14 protein-coding genes are annotated in these 21899 nt (G+C 44.9%); 6 read left to right on the top strand and 8 right to left on the bottom strand.

The genetic code is table 11. The features are described from left to right. Positions 1–109 precede the first annotated feature (109 nt). From PSE7429_RS10910 to PSE7429_RS10900, 3 genes are all read right to left on the bottom strand, one after another. Positions 110–427, bottom strand: a complete 318-nt coding sequence (locus PSE7429_RS10910) for an STAS domain-containing protein (RefSeq protein ID WP_009627232.1) — start codon at positions 425–427, stop codon at positions 110–112. A 387-nt stretch (positions 428–814) separates the two neighbouring features. Beyond that, on the bottom strand, positions 815–1171 hold the full coding sequence (locus PSE7429_RS10905) for a YkgJ family cysteine cluster protein (RefSeq protein WP_009627231.1): 357 nt from the start codon (positions 1169–1171) through the stop codon (positions 815–817). Between the two features lie 206 nt (positions 1172–1377). Beyond that, on the bottom strand, positions 1378–2163 hold the full coding sequence (locus PSE7429_RS10900; protein ID WP_009627230.1) for an ion transporter: 786 nt from the start codon (positions 2161–2163) through the stop codon (positions 1378–1380). A 457-nt stretch (positions 2164–2620) separates the two neighbouring features. Here PSE7429_RS10900 and PSE7429_RS10895 point away from each other — a divergent pair, with 457 nt between their 5' ends. Further along, on the top strand, positions 2621–3838 hold the full coding sequence (locus PSE7429_RS10895; RefSeq protein ID WP_009627229.1) for a lipid-A-disaccharide synthase-related protein: 1218 nt from the start codon (positions 2621–2623) through the stop codon (positions 3836–3838). A gap of 59 nt (positions 3839–3897) precedes the next feature. Here PSE7429_RS10895 and PSE7429_RS10890 read toward each other — a convergent pair whose 3' ends face one another. Both PSE7429_RS10890 and PSE7429_RS10885 read right to left on the bottom strand, forming a co-directional pair. Then, entirely contained in the window at positions 3898–5085 is a 1188-nt protein-coding gene (locus PSE7429_RS10890) for a hypothetical protein (RefSeq protein ID WP_144052507.1), read from the bottom strand. Between the two features lie 301 nt (positions 5086–5386). Further along, the gene (locus PSE7429_RS10885; protein ID WP_009627227.1) at positions 5387–8035 is read right to left on the bottom strand and encodes an O-antigen ligase family protein; all 2649 of its coding nucleotides are present in this window, start codon (positions 8033–8035) and stop codon (positions 5387–5389) included. Positions 8036–8172: 137 nt separating this feature from the next. Here PSE7429_RS10885 and PSE7429_RS10880 point away from each other — a divergent pair, with 137 nt between their 5' ends. Next, positions 8173–9456, top strand: a complete 1284-nt coding sequence (locus tag PSE7429_RS10880; protein ID WP_009627226.1) for a GAF domain-containing protein — start codon at positions 8173–8175, stop codon at positions 9454–9456. A gap of 274 nt (positions 9457–9730) precedes the next feature. Here the strand turns inward: PSE7429_RS10880 and PSE7429_RS10875 are convergent, their stop codons facing one another. Further along, positions 9731–9925 carry a hypothetical protein gene (locus tag PSE7429_RS10875; protein ID WP_009627225.1) on the bottom strand — a complete coding sequence of 65 codons (195 nt, stop codon included), beginning with the start codon at positions 9923–9925 and terminating at the stop codon, positions 9731–9733. A 329-nt stretch (positions 9926–10254) separates the two neighbouring features. On the opposite strand from PSE7429_RS10875, the gene PSE7429_RS10870 reads away from it, so the two are divergent. Continuing rightward, on the top strand, positions 10255–14031 hold the full coding sequence (locus PSE7429_RS10870) for an oxoprolinase family protein (protein WP_009627224.1): 3777 nt from the start codon (positions 10255–10257) through the stop codon (positions 14029–14031). 83 nt (positions 14032–14114) lie between these two features. Continuing rightward, entirely contained in the window at positions 14115–18377 is a 4263-nt protein-coding gene (locus PSE7429_RS10865; RefSeq protein WP_009627223.1) for a hypothetical protein, read from the top strand. A 167-nt stretch (positions 18378–18544) separates the two neighbouring features. On the opposite strand, the gene PSE7429_RS10860 is transcribed toward PSE7429_RS10865, so the two are convergent. Continuing rightward, complete coding sequence (locus PSE7429_RS10860) at positions 18545–19450, bottom strand: S66 peptidase family protein (RefSeq protein WP_009627222.1); 906 nt, start codon at positions 19448–19450, stop codon at positions 18545–18547. A 314-nt stretch (positions 19451–19764) separates the two neighbouring features. On the opposite strand from PSE7429_RS10860, the gene PSE7429_RS10855 reads away from it, so the two are divergent. Beyond that, positions 19765–20547 carry a carbonic anhydrase gene (locus tag PSE7429_RS10855; RefSeq protein WP_009627221.1) on the top strand — a complete coding sequence of 261 codons (783 nt, stop codon included), beginning with the start codon at positions 19765–19767 and terminating at the stop codon, positions 20545–20547. Positions 20548–20894: 347 nt separating this feature from the next. Here PSE7429_RS10855 and PSE7429_RS10850 read toward each other — a convergent pair whose 3' ends face one another. Further along, positions 20895–21197 carry an ArsR/SmtB family transcription factor gene (locus tag PSE7429_RS10850; protein ID WP_009627220.1) on the bottom strand — a complete coding sequence of 101 codons (303 nt, stop codon included), beginning with the start codon at positions 21195–21197 and terminating at the stop codon, positions 20895–20897. Between the two features lie 290 nt (positions 21198–21487). Here PSE7429_RS10850 and PSE7429_RS10845 point away from each other — a divergent pair, with 290 nt between their 5' ends. Further along, on the top strand, positions 21488–21706 hold the full coding sequence (locus tag PSE7429_RS10845) for a hypothetical protein (RefSeq protein ID WP_009627219.1): 219 nt from the start codon (positions 21488–21490) through the stop codon (positions 21704–21706). Positions 21707–21899: the final 193 nt, after the last annotated feature.

Below are 21899 nucleotides of genomic sequence, written 5' to 3'. Positions count from 1 at the left end.
TACATTTTAATTCACAAAAGTGTGACAACACTGTTTACTAGGACATAAACCCCAAGAATTGACTGGCGGCGCGAAGCGCCGCCAGTCAATTCTTGGGGTTTGATTTGTCCTAAGCTTGTTTAAGCGAATGCTCAAAGTGGCTGCGATTTTCAAATACCTCAAACAAAGTCTTCATTGAGGTTACTTCTAAGAGAAAGTCCACATATTCGCTGATGGAGCAGAGGGCAAACTTGCAACCGATCGCCTTAGAGGTTCTTAACGCAAAAATTAAGGCTCCTAATCCCGAACTATCCATCTGTTTTAGATGCTGGAGATCGATAAGTAGTACGTCAGGCTTGCGATCTAGCACATCGCTTGCTTGTTGACGAAAATAATTAGTGCTGGTCGCATCAAGGTGACCAATGGGCTGCATTACTTCTATACGCATGATGATTCTCTCCTTGCTCCTTGATGTTTAGAAGCTAAAAAATATTTAATTTTAAGTAAATTGACTTATATAAGGGCTTAATTAAGCTTAATTAAAATGTCTGAAGGAGTCTCTAGATAGCTTCCTCAAGGAAAATTCCCCAAGGGGAAAAACTGTCCGTTTCATGGAGACATAGTACTCCCTTGCTTAAGTATTTATTTCTCCAAAAGTTATTAAAAGGTTATCCCTAAAGTTATGAGTATGTTTAGTAAAAAGTTACTTCCAGCGGTATAAGCAGCTAGGCATAATTAATTACAAACCAAAACCCGTAAAGTTGCGCCCCGTAGGGGCGCAACTTTACGGTTTTTGGTTTGTAATTAATTATCGCTAGCTACTTACCCTAGCTCCTTACCCTAGCTCCTTAATAGTCTGATTGAAGCGCAATAGCTCTAAGGAGCGATCGCCATAGATCGACTCGATAGTTTCTTTACAGCAGGAGATCGCAAACTCATCAAGGTCTTTTGGTTCGACACCAAACATATCGTAAAACGTATCGGTTGCGACTCGGCAGAATCTCGGTCTTTGGTCGTAAATCTTGCATTGGCGCTGGATATGGTCAAAATTGATACACCAACCATCATGCCCCACCATGCTCAAGTACTGCTGTAGCTCAACTGGTGTTAGGTAATCTGCGAGATCGGGGCGATCGCTAGGAGTGAGATTACAGCAAGCACCACAGCCGCTAATACATTGCCAAGTTGACATTATTTCTAGTTTTTAATCTATACAGTTTATTTATACCAATTTACGAAAGTGTGACAACACTTTTGTGAATTAAAAACTAAACCTAGTAAGGGTTTGAAAAACTAAAAATGGCGTAGCCATTTTTAGTTTTGGTATTACCCACTTTATAGCAACGTAAGGTTTGCTAGTGAGAAGGACGGTGCTCTGCGCCGTCCTTCTCACTAGCACTAAATCTTAGTTCCACATGCCTTACAAAACTGGGCATCATGGTCATGCAGGGATAGACCGCAGCGAGTGCAAACAATTTCTTTGAGCAGATCGTTAGGGCGATCGCCTTGATTAGCTGTTTTAACTAACCGCTTAAATAATTCGCCTAGCTGCACAGGAATGAGGGCAATGCCCGTGAGTACCATTAACACCGTCGTCAGTTTCCCCGCCTCCGAATGGGGCATGATATCGCCATAGCCCACAGTGGTCATTGTAAAAATCGAAAAGTAGAAAGCATCGAGAAAGTTGTGAAACTGGGGATTATTCGGATGCTCGATTTGATAAACTAAGCCCGAAAAAACAAACACGATCGCAAATAACGTAAAGATCACCCGCAAGAGAATAGCAATATCTTCATTCTTGTTAGGAAACAGCGATCGCGACTCTACGAGGCGAATCAATCGTAAGATCCGAAACCAGCGCAGGAGACGGAGAAAAGCCACATCAATCGCCCCCAAAAAGAAGGGCAAAATCGCCACCAGATCGATGATCGCATAAAGGCTAAATAGATGCTTGAGTTTCTCCTCCGCGCACCAAAGCCGCAAAAAGTACTCCAGTACAAACAGCCCTAAAATGATGTCGTCTAGCAGGTTGAGTCGGGTGCGGGTAATCTCGCTAATTTCAAAGGTTTGGGCAACAAAACTAGTAGCAGAAGCAAGAACAAGAATCGCGATCGCTATATTGATTGACTTACCAATTGGTGTCGCAAGGTCATCGAGATAAAAGCTAATTTTCTGTCTTAACATAACGACCTAAGTAAGTGGGCTTAATTAAATATAAAACCCTAAAACTTGCGGCGCACGCGCAGCGTGCGCCGCAGGTTTTATACCAAGTTAAGAAATGGCTACGCCATTTCTTAACTTGGTATAAAACCCTTACTAGGTTTAGTTTTTAATTGTGAATTGGTATAAGGGTTTTCAAAGCTGAAAATGGCGTAGCCATTTTCAGCTTTGGTATAAATCCATTCTCTAATTAAAAACCAAACTCAAAACCTGTGGCGCAGGCGCAGTTTATGCCATAGGTTTGGGATTTTAAGTAGCTCAACATACTTAGAAGAGCGTACCGCCCGCGTAGCGGGCGGTACGCTCTTCTGGGCTTTAAGTTTACTTATGCTGAGCTACTTAAAATCGGGATAAGCATAATGTCGCAGTCTCTACTAAAGTTACATTAGCCCTCTTGTAGATTAGATTTTTTTGGTAAAAAGTGGAAATTTTATGTATCAGTAACGGACATGGTGAAGATATCATCGCCGCACGTATCTGCATTGAACTAGAAAAATTAGGATTCTCAGCGATCGCCTTACCCCTTGTTGGTGTAGGACATGCCTATGTTAAGGCAAATATACCAATAGTCGAGCAGTTTACTCAGGCGATGCCATCAGGGGGCTTTGTCAGGATGGATAGCCGTCAACTAGCCCGTGATGTCAAAAGTGGTTTAGTCGGGCTTACCCGCAAACAATTGGGCTATGCGTGGAACTGGTCGCGCGATCGGCGAAGGGGGAAAAGACTGATTTTAGCCGTAGGGGATATTGTGCCACTGCTGTTTGCTTGGCTACCCTCTAAGTTTGGTGGGTGCGATTTTGCCTTTGTTGCCACGGCAAAGTCAGAGTATTATTGGCGCGATCGCAAAAGTGGATTACCCCACGTTAAAAAGCCCTTTGGTGGCTCTATCTTCTTTCCTTGGGAACGCGCTTTAATGAATAGCGATCGCTGTAAAGCGATCTTCGTTCGCGATCAGTTAACTGCGGAAATTTTAAACCGCGATTTTAAGCTGTCTGCCATTTATTTAGGCAACTCCATGATGGATGGATTGGAGCCTCAGGGTCTAGATTTTGGTATCGGTGAAAACGAATGGGCGGTGACAATTTTACCTGGATCGCGATCGCCTGAAGCCTACGAAAATTGGATGACCTTAATGCTTTGTGCCCAAGTAGTTTCCCGCACAATTCCTCATAACGTACATTTTCTGGTAGCGATCGCTCCTGATTTAGATCTCGAAATTATCGGACAGAGCATTATTCAAAAAGGTTGGCTGCGGATTGATGAAACCACCTTTAAGGTGCAAAACGCTCGGCTCATGCTCCTGCAAAATGGATTTGGCGATTGCCTCCACCAATGTCATTTAGGCTTAGCCATGGCTGGAACTGCTACCGAACAAATGGTGGGTTTAGGGAAACCTGTAATTACGATCGCTGGTAATGGTCCTCAATTTACGCGCAAATTTGCCGAAGAACAGGCTGATTTATTGGGTTGTTCGATTAATCTGATTGACAAGCCCGCTCAGGTTGCCGATGTGCTTAATGAGATTTTGCAAGATCCCGATTACTTTCAAGAAGTAAGTCGCAATGGAGAAGAACGGATGGGAAAAGCGGGAGCATCAGCAAACATTGCCAAATATATCGCTGAAAAAATCATCTTTTAAAGGACTTTGAGTAAAAGCGTTACTTAGCGCCACTTTTACTCAAAGTTCTAATTGGAAGGTTACCGAAAGATAATGATACCTAAACTCAAGCTAGTCAAATTGGTGAGAAGGCTGATTAGACTAGCTTGAGCAAAGGATAGCTGTCTTTGACTGAGCGACGATATAACCCAAGCCTCATAGACGATCACAAAGACTTCAGAAGCAGGCATGGCAAAACGATAGGGGATTCCTTGGGCAAATAAATCCCATCTTCCATAACCACACAAAATTGAAATCAATCCCCCAAGGATATTTCCGCCGATGAATATAGTTAAGGCAGAAAAAACTAATTTGGATAATGAGGCTGGGGGATCTACCTGCATAGTCAAACCAAAGAGCAAGGCGATCGCCAAGGAGCTAATCCCAAAATAGCGCGTCATAGCGCTTTGAAATGGCTCCAGCGAAGGAAAGAAAGACCAGACCACAGGATAGCTAAAGAGATTAACCATCACGATCACAAGCAAGATTTTCCCAAAGAGGGGAAGCGATGCTTTTCGCCACCACATATAAATGGCAGCGACCAGCAACTCCGAAAGAATTGTTAATAACCAACCGCGCCAAAAGATCCGATCTTTATATTGTTGAAAGGGAGAATAACTGCCAAAGGAATAGGAATCTTTTTCGGCATTCTGCACGATCCGCATAGCATCATCAGTTACTTCCACTTGCCACGATCCGTCACTGGGGAAAGATAAATTTTCATTCTTATAACGAACGGATGTATCTTTGGGAATGGGCGGACTCATACGCACGCGATCACTGAATTGACCGATCATGCGGAACAATGGCTTCGGTGGCTCTTTTGATGGAGGTTCGTTAATGGGAAAGGAATTTAAAATGTCATCTACTAGGAGACAGCGATCGTCAAAACAATCTAATCGCTCTCCTCTCGACGATGCCTGCGCCCCATTAGTTAGACAACCCGTATCGCGACATTCACCATATTGAACCACTAGAACTGGGCGATCGCAGTTAGCATTGCTGCACTCAACAATCTGTAGCCCTTGCAGGGTTTTATGTCCTGAGGTATGAGTCAGCGTAAACCAGTTCATTTGCGGTGGCGGCGGCGCATTAGCCCTGACTGGATTGACAAAACAGCTAATTGCAAGGAACAAACTCATCAATGCGATCGCCAAGATATGCATCGATTTTCTCGGTTTCAAGATCTTCCATGCCATCAATACATATCCGTCTTTTGTTAACCACATCGCTTCATATAAGTAGCTAGACGCAATAAATATAAAACCCAAAAAACTATAGCGCACACGCAGCTTGCGCTATAGTTTTTGATTCTGGATTTTAATTATGTCTAGGTACTTATAATACCAATTCACGAAAGTGTTGTCACATTTTCGCGAATTAAAAACTAAACCTATTAAGGGTTTTCAAATCAAGAAATAGCTACGCTATTTCTTGATTTGGTATAAGTCCATCTGCATAGTTAAAGAATAACACCAGAGGCTGTAATACCTGTGAAACGGGTATTACAGCCTCTGGTGTTATTAATTTTTACGAGAACAAATCTTTAAAAAAGAGGCTTATTTCAGCACGATCCCGCACTTCAAAGAAATCAAGGGGGACAACCCCATCTAAATGACGACTAACGACATTAAATCCTAGTCTAGCCCGCCGATAGTTCAGCACTAAGGGACTATTAACAGGTAAAGGCGATCGCAACCAAGCATCAAAATTAGGGGCTTGATTCATGCGATCGCTCATGGCTTTAACCGTAAAGACTGATCGCTCATCGGGTAAACTACTGGTCGCAAATACATAGGCTCGTTCTAGTAATTTGTCCCGTAAATTTGGATTTAACCAAGCGGAAATCACCATTTCTAGGGGTGTTTGCGGGTTTTGCTTGACCGCTTGCAAAGCATTGGTATCGTTAGCGATCGCATTGGCTAACAGGATTGCCGTTGAATTCCCCGTTTGTTTGAGTTCGTCAACAGCATTGGGATTCCCATTCCACCATCTTAAGGCGGCAAGATATACGGCTTTGCTAGGACTATTCCGATAAGCATTTTCCAGATTGGTAACTATTTGGGGGTAAAGGGATTGGAAGGCGGGATCTGACCAGATTGGACTGGTAATAAAGCTAGGATCGTTCAGAACTTCGGCAACCATCGCGGCGATCGCCTCAGGATTTTTGCCCTGTCGCAACAGACTAATTCCCAACCCAAAGGAAAGCGATCGCTTAGTGGGAACGAGTTCGAGTCCCCGCCGAAAATAGGACTCTGCGGCTTGTACGGCACTTAAAGGATCGGTGGGTGATGCATCGCGGAGACTGAGCCATGCGGCGGCATTATATCCCGCTTCATTATTGGGGTTGATGGCGATCGCGGCTTTAATCCATGTCAAGCCATCCTTTTGCCATGTAGGAGACTGGGGCAGGTTGGGATAACTGATGGCGAGATCCGCCAAATTCCAACCTAGCTGATAGGGATAGTAAGGCTCCCAAGGTGCAAGCTGATGGGCAAGTTTTAGCCGATCTTGGAACTTATCGATCGCCGCGATCGCTTCCGTTACGGTTTCCTGTTTCGCGATGGCTAAGTCATTTCTTGCCCTTGCTAGGTAGATGAAACCCATGCTAGAAGCTTGCCATGCCGTATTGACGGGAACTAACCAAGCGATCGCTATTACCAAATAGACTGTGGCAAGGATGGACAACCATAAACGAGGTTGCTTTTGATGACCGAGGCTAATTAATTCCCCGCTATGCACTTGCCCGAGATAGGCGAGACTGGCAAAAACGATCACCAAACTGCCGCTAATCGCAGGCACATCAAGCTGATAGTCAGTAATCGCCAGCATTCCATAGCCGATTAAGCTCGCAAATAACCCATAAGTAATCGCCTGTTCTTGAGGATTGGCATTCCAAGTAGGAGATCTGTGTAATTTCACAAATAAACTGGCGATCGCGACCCCTACCAAAACCACGACAATCACAGCGCCGATGCCGAGTTCCGCCCACAGATGCACAGGCGTACTATGGAGCTGAAATAACAGCTCTGCTTCTCGTCCCGCCCATGACGGACGATATTGTTGATAAAACAGGATCGCTGAACCCGCCCCTGCCCCAAATAACCAATGGTCTAAGCCGATCCGCCAACCCGTATCCGCTGCGATCGCTCTAAAAAATAATTCTCCCGAACCTTGAGCGGGATTGGCAAAACTTGAAACTAATCCTGAAATTAGAGATCGCAACCGATTGTTGGTAGCAATCAACAGTGCGAAGATAGCGATCGCCCCACCGCCACCCCCGATCGCTAGCCAACGATTGCCCCGACTCTTAAATAAAGCCACCAATATGCCATAGAGAACGATCGCTCCCAAGCCCAAAAAGCCCCCGCGCGAACTGGTGGTATATAAATCGACTAGTCCCAAACCGATCCCTACCAACCAGAGCGATCGCCACATTCCCCTTTGGGCGATCGCCAAGCTTGCCAAAATTGGCAAAACCAACATCAAAAAACCCGCCACATAATTTTGATGCCCCATCGGAGCCCAATTACGCGATTGCAAATCCGAAAAATCGTAACTGAGATTTAGTCCCCATTGATTGAGCTTGGCAAAATTAGCCAACTGGGGCAGCCAAGTTTGCGTAGTCCAAAAAACCAAACTTTCAATAATTACCGCAATCCCCAATAAGCCCAGAAATCGTAAAATCGGCAAAAGTTGAGAATCATTGCTTTCTCCTTCTTGGGAAAATACTTTATGGGATTGGGAAGATGCCCCATGCAAAAAATTATTAGTCACGTATAGCGCGATAAAATAGCCAAATGCCGTCAAGCTATACCACATCCCCTGATTGGGAAACTGAGAAAACATCGTCGATAAGCACAATGTGATCGTACTAGCGCCAATCGCCCAGTCAAAGCCGCTCCCCAATAGATAAAAAGATTTCTGCTGCCGCCATAAATTTAGCAACCCTGCGATCGCAAAACATAGCAAACCTACTTGCCATAGCATCACCCAAGGGAAAGCCACCATCTGGGTACTACTATCGGGCAATAGCGTAAATAAAATATAAGCAGCAATGCCTAACTGGACGATTAATCGACCTGTACTCATAAAATTTGGGAAATCCAATTTAACAAAATAATCAGTGGCTTGCTCAGTGGCTTGCTCAGTAACTTGCTCAGTGACTTGCTCAGCCAATAAGGTAGGCTCCAATTATCTCAGCATTTTCGGCAAGGAAACCAGATTTAGAGTTTTTCAAGCCTATACCCTAGAAAACCTTAAAAAGAGATCCTTAAAAAGAGATATTATGGCGATCGCATATATTTTCGTAAATTATGGATGGGGTTTCATCTTCCTTTGACCGTAGCAAAACACTCGAATATGAATCAATTGCGGCAGAAATGTTTGCTAGTCGCAGCCCTGAAGAGTTATTAAAAATTTTTTTAACTAATTTAGGAGAACAATTAGGTATCAGTCGTGTTGCCATCTATCAATTAACCAATCAAGATGAAGGGCTTGTATTAGTAGAAGCCATTGCCCCCAATATCCCCACTATTAAAAACCAGCCCTATCCTATTACTTATTTTGGTGTAAGATCCCTTGCCGATTATCCTCAGGATCGTGCGGTGCGGTTGCCAAATGTCGCTCAGACCCAAGAAGTTTTGAGCGTACATCAACTTTGGCAAAGGACAAAGGTAAAAGCGATGATGTCCGCCCCAATTTTATTTGATGCATTGGCAGGAGACAAAAAGATTTGGGGTTTAACGTTTGTCCAACAATGCGATCGCCCAAGGTGCTGGCAACCCCAAGAGGCAATTTTTTTGTATGAGTTATCACAAGTCTTAGGGCAATGTTTGCAGTTTTGGGAATTGAGTCTGCGCTCCAATCCACATTCACCAGCATTGCTGACAAATATTAATAACTACAACGACGGCAATAACGATAGCAATAATGACGGTAATAATAGCAAATACGCTGCCAACCAATATACTTACAATAATTACGGCAGCTACGATCGCCAAGAGGATGACGATCAAGAAGAATTTATTGCTAGAAGAGTAGAACTATCTCAAGATCTAGAAGTTCCCCCAGCCTCCATAGACCTCTCTACGGATATCATTGCCATGTCCAACAACTTTACGTTATCCGATGATGAAGAGAATGAGATCTTAGAGAGACTGAGCGTTAATGAGAAAGAATCCTCTATTTATCATGCTGTGAATCACGCGATGCAGCAACTTGATCGATCGCTACCCCATAGTTCTGGACTATACTCTCCCCTCTTTGATACCTTAGCCTTAGATACAGAACAAAATATGTCCGCAATCGACCTAGAATCAATAACCCTTGAGGATGTCTTAGAAAGTTTTAATCAAGAATCAGATAATGATCCATTCCAAGCCAAAGTTGATTATCTGCAAAGAAGAGTGGGGGAATTGATTGAAAGTATGCAACAAAAACTAGAAGAAATTGAATCGCTTCAATGTCAAGTTAAAAACTTAACCGCATCTCAACAGGAATTTCGACGAATATTACTAGATTTGCAGTCTGAAAATCTAACCCAAAACATCAAAGATACAATTATCGCCATGTATCAGTCTTTTTTAACTAAAGACTAAATTTATCCCAATTCACAAAAGTGTTGTCACACTTTTATGAATTAAAAACTAAACCTAATAAGGATTTTCAAGTTAAGCACTTGGGCAAAATAAATTACCAAAACCCGTAAAGTTGCGCCCCTACGGGGCAACTTTACGGGTTTTGGTATGTAATTAATTATGCCTACCAAAGCTCAAAAGTTCGGTTTAAGCTGGCAAATTCTCAAAGCCCCAAAGTAAAAGCCTTGCGTAGCAAGGCTTTTACTTTGGGGCTTTGAGAAAGGGTTTTTAATTTTTAGTTTCGGGTTACAACTGCCTCAACATGGGCAACTTGAGTCGTTACGCCTGCTTCATCCCCCTTGTTTTCGACAGCAGCGATCGCCCAACGCAATGGTTCACCCTGTTTGGCTAGCTCCTGCTCGATGGTTTGGGCGATCGCTTCTTGATTCTCATTAATCTCAATTTCCGCAGTGATAAAATGGGTAGTCATAGGATTAGATTGATTAGATTTACTAATTTAATTAACAGAAATTGTATAGCGTTTCCCAGTCTAGTGAAATAACTAGTTATTTACCCGCCTTTGGCGGGAAATAACTCTAAGTAGATCACTTCCTTGAAAAGCACTAAGTAAGTGGGCTTAATTAAATATAAAACCCTAAAACCTGCGGCGCACGCGCAGCGTGCGCCGCAGGTTTTAGATCTGGATTTTAATTATGCTGAGGTACTTACATATAAGTAATTGGGCACTCTGAATATAAATCCATAAAATCTATAAAACCCATACAAACCATAAAACCCATACATAGTAGGTCGGTAAAGTTGAGCGCACATCATCATAAATGGCAATTTTGGATCGATCGCGGTGGCACATTTACGGATATTGTCGCGCAGCGTCCTAATGGGGAAATCATCATCCATAAGTTACTTTCGGAAAATCCCGATCACTATGCTGATGCCCCAATCCAAGGGATTCGCGATCTGCTTGGGCTCGAACCGAGCGAGCCAATTCCTATGCATAATATCGCTGCCATCAAAATGGGGACGACAGTAGCGACGAACGCCCTCCTAGAGCGCAAAGGAGATCGCACGGTTTTATTGATCACCAAAGGGTTTCGTGATGCTTTACGCATTGGCTACCAGCATCGCCCTAATATTTTTGCAAGACAGATTATTTTGCCTGAAATGCTTTACGAGCAAGTAATCGAGGTGGAAGAACGCTATAGCGCTCATGGGGCAGTCCTCTTACCTTTGAATGTAGATTTAGCGATCGCCAAATTACAAGAAGCCTATGATTCGGGGATTAGAGCCTGTGCGATTGCCTTAATGCATAGCTATCGTTATTCCCAGCATGAGGAACATTTAGCAGCGATCGCCGCACAAATGGGATTTACCCAAATTTCCGCATCCCATAAAGTTAGTTCACTCATCAAATTTATCAGCCGTGGTGATACCACCGTAGTAGATGCCTATCTATCGCCAATTCTGAGACACTATGTAGATCGGATCGGGTCAGAATTATCAGAATCCTCAGAGTTAGAGAACGCGGAACCAAGCAACTCCTCTAAGTTAATGTTTATGCAGTCCAATGGTGGACTGACGAAAGCGCAATCTTTTCAAGGAAAAAACAGCCTGCTTTCAGGACCTGCGGGGGGAATTGTCGGTGCGGTGCAGACTAGCTTGCGCGCAGGTTTCAGCAAAATTATTAGCTTCGATATGGGTGGCACTTCGACGGATGTAGCCCATTATGCAGGGAGCTACGAGCGATCGCTATCCACGGAAGTGGCAGGGGTTCGCCTGAGTACGCCCATGATGTCCATTCATACCGTTGCCGCAGGGGGCGGATCGTTACTGGGGTTTGATGGAACCAGATATCGCGTGGGTCCCGAATCCGCAGGAGCCTTTCCTGGTCCTGCTTGTTATCGCAATGGCGGGAAATTAGCCGTAACGGACTGTAATGTGATGTTAGGGAAATTACAGCCCGATTTTTTTCCCAAGGTATTTGGAAAGAACGGAAACTTGCCCATTGATGTGGAGGTTGTCCGCCAAAAATTTACGGATCTTGCTCTAGAAATCGGACAGGTCACAGGTAGGGCTATTTTACCCGAAGCCGTTGCTCAAGGCTTTTTGGAAATTGCGGTCGAAAAAATGGCGATGGCAATCAAAAAAATATCCGTACAGAGGGGTTACGATGTTTCGGAATATGTGTTGTGTTGCTTTGGTGGAGCGGGCGGACAACATGCCTGCGCGATCGCTGATCTGTTGGGCATGACACAGATTTTCATTCATCCCTATGCGGGAGTACTATCCGCCTATGGCATCGGGCTAGCCGATATTCGCACCATCCACGATCGCACTGTCGAGTCCACCCTAAATCTAGAACTATTGCCCGACTTAGCCGCGATCGCCCAAGAATTGAGTCAGCTTGGCAAAACGGAACTTCTACAGGGAGAGCCGCTTGATGGCAATTTGGCGATTGAAACCAGCTTGCGCCTTCGCTATGCGGGTACGGATTCCTCCTTAACTTTAGCGATCGACTTTGCACAGGACTTTGCACAGATATCTTTCGAGAAAACATCCCGTGAGGAATCATTCTGCGAGAGCTTATTAAGGAACCTAAAAAATAATTTTGAATCTTTGCATAGGGAGCGGTATGGTTTCATTTTTGCGGATAAAGCGCTCATCGTAGAAGCGATCGCCGTTGAGGTAATTATCTCAAGACCACAGCAAGTAAAAAGGAAGCAGGTTGATTTAGATCGGAGGGAAGAGCAACATAAAGCGATCGCTCATGCGAAAGTATATATGCAAGGCGAATGGCAGCATGCTCCCATATGGCGACGAGAGGATTTGCGGGTAGGCGATCGCATTGCAGGAGCCGCATTGATTATCGATACGACAGGAACTAACGCGATCGAACCCAACTGGGAAGCAGTATTAACGGCAGATGATTGCCTGATCTTACGGCGATCGCCCCAAAGCCAAAATCCAGTCAGGGAGAATGGAGAAGCCCAAATCGATCTCGATCGCGTCGAGCGAGAAAATCACAGAACTATCCCTGCCGATCCGATTAAATTGGAGATATTTAATAATCTTTTTCAATCCATTGCCGAACAAATGGGATTCACTCTCCAAAACACTAGTGCCAGCGTGAATATTCGCGAACGTTTGGATTTTTCCTGTGCGATTTTTGACGGCGATGGCGAATTGATTGCTAATGCACCCCATATTCCCGTCCATCTTGGCTCTATGGGCGAAAGCGTTAAGGCGTTAATTCGCGATCGCCATAACATCAATGTTGGCGATGTTTTTGCCACCAATAATCCCTATAACGGCGGCACGCATCTGCCCGATATCACGGTGATTACGCCCGTATTTATGACCTTGACCCAGCCGATATTTTATGTAGCTTCGCGGGGACACCATGCGGATATTGGCGGCATCACTCCAGGTTCAATGCCTTCCCATAGTCAGAGCATCGAACAGGAAGGAATTCTATTTGATAATTTTCATCTAGTGCGGAGTAGTAAATTGTGCGAAGTGGAAACCCTTGCCCTCCTAAGTTCCAGTCCATATCCAGCCCGCAATCCTTCCCAAAACCTTGCCGATCTCCAAGCCCAAATTGCCGCGAATGAATGCGGTGCAAAGGAACTTCAACGCATGATCGCTCGTTATGGCGAAGAAGTCCATGCCTATATGGGTTACGTACGTGACAATGCCGAAGAGTCGATTCGCAAGGCGATCGCGCAATTGGCAACAACATGGGGGCAAGATTCCGAACGCAAATTTATGTATCCGATGGATGATGGTAGTCAGATCTGTCTCTCGGTCAGGCTCAATCCGATAGAACGCACCGCCGAAATTGATTTTACAGGCACTTCATCTCAACTTCCGAATAACTTTAATGCCCCTCTCGCCGTTTGTAAGGCAGTAGTTCTATACGTTTTTCGGACTTTAGTGAATGATGAGATTCCCCTTAATGCAGGTTGCCTCGTACCTTTAAAGATCGTTGTGCCAACAGGTTCGATGCTCAATCCCATTTATCCTGCGGCAGTCGTTGCGGGTAATGTCGAAACCTCCCAAGCGATCGCCAATGCTCTCTATGGAGCCCTAGGTGTAATGGCAGCTTCTCAAGGCACGATGAATAACTTTACCTTTGGTAGCGATCGCCATCAATATTACGAAACCATCTGCGGTGGATCGGGTGCGGGGATGGATTTCGATGGTACTGACGCAGTCCAGACCCATATGACCAATTCGCGATTGACCGATCCTGAAATTCTCGAATGGCGATTTCCCGTGCTTTTAGAAGAGTTTGCCATTCGCCCCCATAGTGGTGGTAAGGGCAAATATGGCGGCGGCAATGGTGTTATACGGAAGATTCAGTTTCTCGAACCGATGACCGCAGCGATTTTATCCAGCAGTCGCGTCATTCCGCCCTTTGGATTGCATGGCGGAACTCCTGCTGCTACTGGAGAGAACTATGTCATTAGGAACAATGGCACAATCCTTAAATTACCGAGCACCGCTACGGTACAAATGGAAGCTGGTGATACCTTCGCGATCGCCACGCCTGGAGGTGGCGGCTATGGCGAAATGTAAATAAAAGTCCCTACTTAACACTGACTTTTATTTTTCAGTCATAATGAAGGCGATTCCTAATTTTTGCATTGGAGCGATCGCCCATGCCAGTTGAACCCGTGCAATATTTGCACCTCGATCTGGAAATTTCGGTTCCCTATGATGTCGTTCTCGAAGGCTTAGATGCTTGGTTTGAGTGGGAACTAATTTCTGAGATAGATTTTAAATGGCGGAATAATCGCAAATTAGGCAACCGCCTCACCATTGTCGCAGTTCAAAATGAAGCCCTTCTCGATGGGTTATCTTTTTGGCTGGAGTTAGGACTAATTAAAGAAGAGGCAGTTAAGCTAATTGGTTCAACTCGCCTTGTCTGTGAAATCAAACGTGAAATCAAACGTGAAATCAAACGTGAAATCAAATCAGCATCGCCCCTCCTCGCAAGCACAAGTGCCAAAGTTCCCCTGACTAGAGCGAATTTGCCTTCAGCAAATCTAGCAGGTTCAGTGGGTTCGCAATTGAGCCGATTGCCCAGCCCCATCGCCCCGAAAGCGATTCCCGTCAAAATTCCCGCGCCGAGTAAAGTCGCCCAAACGGTGCAATCACTCTTGTCGGAATTCAGCACGATGTGGCTGCTGTTTTTGGGCGTGTTTATGGTGGTAGTTTCATCTGGATTGCTGGCGGCGAGTCAGTGGCAGAACTTTTCGGCGGAAACTCAATATTTATTATTACTAGGCTATACGTTGGGCTTTTGGGGCGTGAGTTTCTGGACGAGCAAAAACGATCGCTTGCGCCTGACGACTAGAGCCTTGCAATTGGTGACCTTACTCCTCGTCCCAGCCAATTTCTGGGCTATGGATGGTTTAGGAATTTTAAAAAATCCGATGGGCATAGGATTGGGCGCGATCGCAGGTTGCCTACTTTCAGGGATTGCCATCTTTTTATTACAAACATCTTTTATATTTCGGAATAATCAAAGCGCAGCTCTGAATTCACGCTCGAACAACTCCCAAAAGAAACTCAGTCAAATCTCGATTTTGGCGATTCTCTTACTTAGTTGGTTGCATCTTGGCTGGTTTCTATCGACATACTATCCATTAATCGCCGTTTATTTGGGCATTGGGGCGATCGGCATTTCTACCTTTCTCAATCGCCGCCAAGGTTTAAATACCGCCGACAGCTCGACATTTCCCCTCGCTTTAATCGCAGGGGCTTACAGCACGGTCTTGCTCATCAGTCGAGCGCTCCTATTTGGGAATGTTTCCATTTTTAAATTGGGCTTGGCATTTGGGGTCTGTGGCTGGATTTTGGTACAGATTGCCCATAAGTCCGAAAAATGGCGATCGTCTGCCTTAACGCCCACCCCAAAAGCTCCAGAATCCTCAAATATCGCTTTTCAGGCTAATCTCGGCAAAATCTTACTGGGTTTGGGTTGGCTGGTATCGGTCTGGGATCGTTATCCTTGGCAGACTTTTGCGATTAGTTTGTTAATTGCTTGGCTACTCTGCGATCGCCTCGGCAAACTTGAGCAGCCTCTTGATTTGACCTATCTATTCTTTTGGGGTTTACAAATTCTGTGGTTAGGGCAGCGCTTAATCCCTGAAGGATGGCAAGCCAGTACAACCCAGCAGTTATTAAGCTTCTTGCAAACGAAGTCCGAAATTAATTTACTTGGAATTGTATTGTTTCCCTATCTAATGCTTGCCCTTGTTGTAGCTGCAATTTATCGCGATCGCCAAAAATATTCCTTAGCAATCAGAAGTGAGGTTCTTGCCCTCGGTTTTGGATTTCTGCTGACCTCCCTTAGCTTTAGTTCCGCTTTAACTCTATTCGTGAATTTATCCCTATCAGCAGTGGCACTATTAATCGTCCAAGCTAAGCGATCGCCTCAGAGCAAAGACTTAGAGAGTTTGGTTTACTTCGCCCATATCATTACCCTTTGCGCGATCGTTGCAGGTCTTTACTTTTTTACCCGTGCTAGTTCGATCTTTGCATGGGCGGGATTCCTTTTAGTCGCAATGCTGATGGAATGGATTACGGTTCTCATCATTGGCAAACTCATTTCTCGCCCTCTATTGGGAGCAGCGCATTGGCAAGCGTGGCGGGATAGTTCTTGGCATATTGGGGCGAGCTTAGCGGCTCTCAGCTATATCTTGCTCAGCAATGCCCCATTTACAGGGATGGGTGATAATAGTGCCCTACTGTTTCTCACCAGTTATTGGGGCTTAGGCTGGATGATCGTGCCTTTATCGCTCACTTTTTTAGGTACTTGGCAAGAATTTGCCGATCGCGATTTGGCAATCAGATTGAGCATTGCAGGACTAGCGATCGCCCAGTTTTTAACATGGCAGGGCGACCTACCAAGGCTGATGGGATTAGGGATTGCCTTTGCGTTAATGTTAGTCAATACCCGCCGTAGCAAATCGTTCCTCACCGCCTTTAATACCGTCGGTTATGGCTTGCTTTTTATTGCTTTTCTGCTCTGGCAATTCAAGTCTGGCGATGGCAAGATCGCCCAATTTACGTTTTGGACTAATGGCATGGTTTGCAGTGCCATTCTGCTATACATTCTCAATCATTGGCTTAAATATCGTCGTGAGCAACGGGTTGCCAATCTCAATTTGTCCTTAAATCAGTCCTATGCTAAAGCCTTTGATGCTTGGGCTGCCATACTTTCCACCTCGTTACTGATTTTGCAAACTTCCCTTACCGCCCTTGTATTCGCCTTCAATCAAGATGCCCATCTATTTATCAATCTCTTACCGAGTACTGTCTTGGTAACGCTGGGGCTAGGCTATCGCCTATGGCAAGAAACAGGAATCTCTCCCCTTTGGGTGGAATGGGGCATCGCTTGGGGAATTGAGATCCTCACCTCAGGAGCGATCGCCGTTACCAAAGGTTCTGCCATTGAATTAGCGATCGCCAATATCGTTTTGGGCTTTGCGGCGCAATTACTAGGTGATTTATGGATGCAAAGGAATGGTCAAAAGAACTATCCCCGCAGTTGGGATCTGATTCCTTTAATTTACGGCGTAATGGGTTCGCTCCTGAGAATTGGCAGTTTTAGCGGGCTTACAGGTTTATTTTCCCTCAGTACTTCTTTGATCGGCATTGGTATCGGACGCAGAGCATCCCCATCGAATCCCCTATTTAAAACCCTTACCTATCTCTCCATGGTCGTAGCGACCTTCTCGGTCTACGAGCTACTTTTCTATCAGCTAGTCGCTAATGCTAAGGGTGGTAGTCTTGGCGATGGCTTAGTTATTCTTGCCTTACTAGGTTGCGCGATCGCCTATGCCTACAAGATCTTTGCGCGATGGCTCGTTCCCTATTTAAAGCTCTCCGTTTGGGAGATTGGCATTTCCGCCCACTTGCACTGGATGGCAAGCACCATCTTGCTCTTGTCAGGCATTGCCTTCAACCCATCGATCTCAGGAGGAAGTCTTGGTGGTGGGATTGCCATCGCTCTCGCCGCCTATGCGATCGCTCAGGCGAAAGACTTGGCAAACTCCACAGCCGATCACGAAGAAGAACTCTGGGTCTATGCAGGGATAATCGTCGCGTTCGGAGCGATCGCCTATGCCATCTTCTTCGCCTTCCCCAATCCTTGGATGATCGAGAATTTAATTCAACCCTACGTAGCCGCGATCGCCTGCATCATCGCCATGATTTTATATTTTCCCCCTTGGGAGGAATGGGGCTGGGCTGAACGTCCTTGGCACAATTCGGCTTTTGCCTTGCCGTTGATTTTTACTTTCATTACCAGTAACACGATCGCCATTCCTTGCTTGCTAGTCGTGGGCTTTTTCTATATTATCTATGCCAAAATCCGAGAACAGATTCGGATTACCTACATTACAGTTCTGTTATGGGATTGGGTAATTTTGCAAAATGTAAGTCCTCACCTCCATGAATTTTCGAGTTTCCAGTTTTTGATTAATGTCTGCATGATCAGCTTTTCTGGTCTGTATTTCGCCCAAGTGGAACCCAACCTGCGATCGCCTCGCGCCAAAAACTTGCGTCATGGGATGCGCCTTCTACTTGGGGGCGAGATCGGGTTAGTCACGTTTCTCTATTCCTTCTCAAATACTACTATTGCCTTATCAACTTGGGGTTTGAGTTTTGCTTTCATCATCATAGGGCTAGCCTTGCGCGTCCGCGCCTATCTATTTATCGGAACGCTTACCTTCATTTTGTTAGTAATTACCCAAGCTGTGATTTTAGTAACCCAATATTCTTTCTTGATGTGGGCTTTAGGAATCGTAGCAGGAATTGGCTTTATTTTGATTGCGGCAAATTTTGAAGTCAGACGCGATCGCATTTTGGCTCTATTTCGCAATGTTGCGATCGAGCTAGAGGCTTGGGAATAAGATATAGCTATCGCCAAATTGATTAGTCCCCCAAGAAGAGCATGGCGGCGCTTTGCGCCGCCATGCTCTTCAAGCCCAAAAGAGGGTTGCCACGCGGAGCGTGGCAACCCTCTTTTGGGCTTTATTTTTATCCTAACAAGACTGGCGGCAGCTATCAATTATTCAGATCAATTATTCACTCGGTAAGACAAAGTTCCATTATCACCATCTAGTTCAGCGATACAACCTACGGGCAAAGGAGCATTCTCTCCATCATGACCAAAGGGCAAATTCATCACGATCGGAATTCCCAGATCGGACAAGCGATCGCGCCATACTTCTTCCATCGTCAAACTCGGAGTTGATACCTCCGCCTGACTAAAACGCCCGATCGCAATTCCCTTCAGTTTGCGTAAATGCCCCGTCCAACGCCAATGGGTTAACATCCGATCAACGCGATAGGGGGCTTCCGCCACATCCTCGATCGCCAAAATAACGTTTTCCAGATCGGGACAGTTGTTCGTATTGATGATATTAGTCGCAAGCGTTAGATTTCCAGGCAAAAGAATTCCCGTTACTTTACCAGTTATTAAGCCTTCCCCTGTCAAGGTAATCGCATCAATCTTTCCTTCTAACAAATCAAATAACTGCTGTTGCGATCGCGCAGGTTCATTGCCCAAAGTCGTGAGTACGGGAGCATGTAACCCTCCCATACCCTTATGCTTGGCAATTGCCCATAGCAGAGCCGTAATATCGGAGAAACCTATTAACCATTTAGGGCGATCGCTTAATTCTTGCCAAGTTAATTTTTCGAGCAATCGCATTGAGCCATAGCCACCCCGCGCACAGGCGATCGCCACGCATTCAGGATCATTCCATGCCTCGACAAATTGCTGACAGCGATGCTCGTCGGTTCCAGCCAGATACCCCCAAGACTGACTGAGGCGATCGGGAATCGTTAGTTCGTAACCGCGATCGCGCCATACCTTTACCCCTTGCTCAAAACGTTCCCATTCGCGCAATGCACCACTGGGAGCGATCGCGCAAATTTTTTGCGATCGTGAAATAATTGGTGGAAATTCAACTGGCTGCATCTTGATTATTTACGAACAGAATCCTCACAATTTTAGAATGTATGGCTAGCATCCTTAGGGCAAAATCAAAACCAAAAAGAGAAATGCGGCGCTTCGCACCGCATTTCTCTTTTTGGTTTTAGCGAGGGTGCAAGGCAATATAAACTAAAACATAAGCAATAACCACAAGCAATTAAGTAGGTGGGCATAATTAAATATAAAACCCTAAAACCTGCGGCGCACGCGCAGCCTACGCCGCAGATTTTAGATCTGGATTTTAATTATGCCCAGCTACTTAAGCAATCAATTGCTGCATCCTAAGTCAATACTGGTATATGAGAAAGCTACTAAAGGGTTTACATAAGTTTCAATCGTCCTATTTTCCTGCCAATCAAGAGATTTTCGAGCAGCTCGCCGACGGACAAAAACCGCGCGTATTATTTATTACCTGCTCGGATTCGCGGATCGTACCGCATCTCATTACCCAGTCAGGGGTCGGCGAACTATTTGTAATTCGTAATGCGGGCAATTTAGTCCCTCCCTTTGGTGCGGCAAACGGTGGCGAAGGTGCAGCGATCGAATATGCCATTCACGCTCTCGGCATCGAGCAAGTAATTATCTGCGGTCATTCCAACTGTGGCGCAATGAAAGGCTTGCTAAAACTTGAAAAGCTCAGAACCGAGATGCCCTTGGTCTATGAATGGTTGCAACATGCGGAATCCACTCGCCGCTTGATTCAAGAAAACTATGCCGAAACTAAAGGGGAAGAACTTTTAGCAATTACGATGGCGGAGAATGTTGTCACTCAGATCGAAAACCTCAAAACCTATCCTGTCATCCGCTCTAAGTTACATCAAAATAAAATGTCAATTTACGGCTGGATCTACGATATCGAAACGGGTGAGGTCTTGGCGTACAATCCAGATACCGATGATTTTGAAGTTCCTCAAACCCTGTTAGCGACTGCAAGCAACGAACATTTTATCCATACTGATGCTCCACCAGTTTCCTCGGCATATCAACAAAGTTCACCTTCTCAACCAAAAAATTCAGGCGACCTACCCTCATGGTTACCTCTCGAGCAAGCCGATCGCATCTATCGCGGTTCTGCTCGATAAATATGACAGTAATACCAAAGCTCAAAATGGCATAGCCATTTTGAGCTTTGAAAACCCTTACTGGGCTTGTTTTTAATTCACAAATTAATTCACAAAAGTGTGACAACACTTTTGTGAATTGGTAGTAAGTAGCTAAGAAAACCAGAGAGCGTAACACTCGCGCAGCGAGTGTTACGCTCTTCTACGGCGCAAAGCGCTGTAGTTTTTTAATGCTGTCACCAAGTGTACTAGGACATAAACCCCAAGAATTGAGTGGCGACGCTTCGCGTCGTCACTCAATTCTTGGGGTTTGATTTGTTCTAAGTCAAGTGACTGTAGCTATACAAAGCAGTATATGCCACTGCTTTCTAATCAGCATTTTTTAAAATTGCTTCCAATAAATTGGGAAATCTAGCATCCAAATCTTCGCGCCGCAAAGAATTGTAATGTTGCGTTCCCATTAGCCGCGTGTGCATAATGCCCATATCCCGCAACACTTTAAAATGATGGGATTGCGTAGATTTACTAAGAGTCAAACAGAATTCCCCACAGGTAATCTCTTGATTTGTTGCTAACATTTTGACAATTTGTAGGCGCGTAGGATCGCTAAGTCCGTAAAGCACCCCCGTTAGAGAGATATGTTCGCGATCGGGATGTTGATATTGACGCATTCCAAACTGTTAATTACCAATAATTTAATAGAAAAGGTATTACAACCATTCCATTAATTATCGCACATTATGATATTTAATTCTATTGTTCGCGTATAACCAAATTAAATAAGTAGCTCTTTCGTTGCTCTATCTCTTTTATTGCTATATAGCAATCCTGAATGAATTGTGGGAGACTTCAACTTCTCTCATAAATAATTTAGGATTGGGAGCATCTCAATTAGGCACTGAGTATAAATACTTAGGAGAAAAGAGGGATAAAATAGAAATAAATTAACCCGTCCAAGCAAATGACACCAGAAGAAAAAGGAAGACTTGAAGCCTGCACCAGAGAGATAGCGGAAATCCTGTATCGGAATGCAGAAGCAAAAGATGCCGAGCAATTGAAAACGCTAGAAGGCATAGAAATAGCCGTGAGAGAGCAAATGCTGGAAAACGTCAGTCCAAAGGTGGGAATTTTTTTGTCGAAAAAAGCAGTGGGACAAAAGCAGGGAAAGAAAGAAAATTAAAAAGCTGTATCGGTGAATTAAAGCTGAAAAGCAAACAAGCGAAGAAGTTGCAAGTGCAAGCCAGAGCGAGATTAAGCCCACAACTAGAAAATGCTGCCTATTGGTAAGTGCGAGTGAGTCCTACGCCAGAACCACGATTAATGTTGAAGAATTGACAGGAATCAAGATCAGTCACAGCAGTCAACAGCGACTA

The sequence above is a fragment of the Pseudanabaena biceps PCC 7429 genome, from assembly GCF_000332215.1.
GTDB classification, from domain to species: Bacteria; Cyanobacteriota; Cyanobacteriia; order Pseudanabaenales; family Pseudanabaenaceae; genus Pseudanabaena; species Pseudanabaena biceps.
Note: the sequence above shows the minus strand (reverse complement) of the source record. Positions and strands in the feature narration are given on the sequence as shown.

Bases quoted from the DNA above. Each gene is read 5' to 3' on its own strand.
- PSE7429_RS10860 (WP_009627222.1), bottom strand. From the start codon at position 19,450: ATGCAGCCAGTTGAATTTCCACCAATTATTTCACGATCGCAAAAAATT.
- PSE7429_RS10875 (WP_009627225.1), bottom strand. From the start codon at position 9,925: ATGACTACCCATTTTATCACTGCGGAAATTGAGATTAATGAGAATCAA.
- PSE7429_RS10910 (WP_009627232.1), bottom strand. From the start codon at position 427: ATGCGTATAGAAGTAATGCAGCCCATTGGTCACCTTGATGCGACCAGC.
- PSE7429_RS10855 (WP_009627221.1), top strand. From the start codon at position 19,765: ATGAGAAAGCTACTAAAGGGTTTACATAAGTTTCAATCGTCCTATTTT.
- PSE7429_RS10880 (WP_009627226.1), top strand. From the start codon at position 8,173: ATGGATGGGGTTTCATCTTCCTTTGACCGTAGCAAAACACTCGAATAT.
- PSE7429_RS10865 (WP_009627223.1), top strand. From the start codon at position 14,115: ATGCCAGTTGAACCCGTGCAATATTTGCACCTCGATCTGGAAATTTCG.
- PSE7429_RS10850 (WP_009627220.1), bottom strand. From the start codon at position 21,197: ATGCGTCAATATCAACATCCCGATCGCGAACATATCTCTCTAACGGGG.
- PSE7429_RS10845 (WP_009627219.1), top strand. From the start codon at position 21,488: ATGACACCAGAAGAAAAAGGAAGACTTGAAGCCTGCACCAGAGAGATA.
- PSE7429_RS10905 (WP_009627231.1), bottom strand. From the start codon at position 1,171: ATGTCAACTTGGCAATGTATTAGCGGCTGTGGTGCTTGCTGTAATCTC.
- PSE7429_RS10890 (WP_144052507.1), bottom strand. From the start codon at position 5,085: ATGTGGTTAACAAAAGACGGATATGTATTGATGGCATGGAAGATCTTG.
- PSE7429_RS10900 (WP_009627230.1), bottom strand. From the start codon at position 2,163: ATGTTAAGACAGAAAATTAGCTTTTATCTCGATGACCTTGCGACACCA.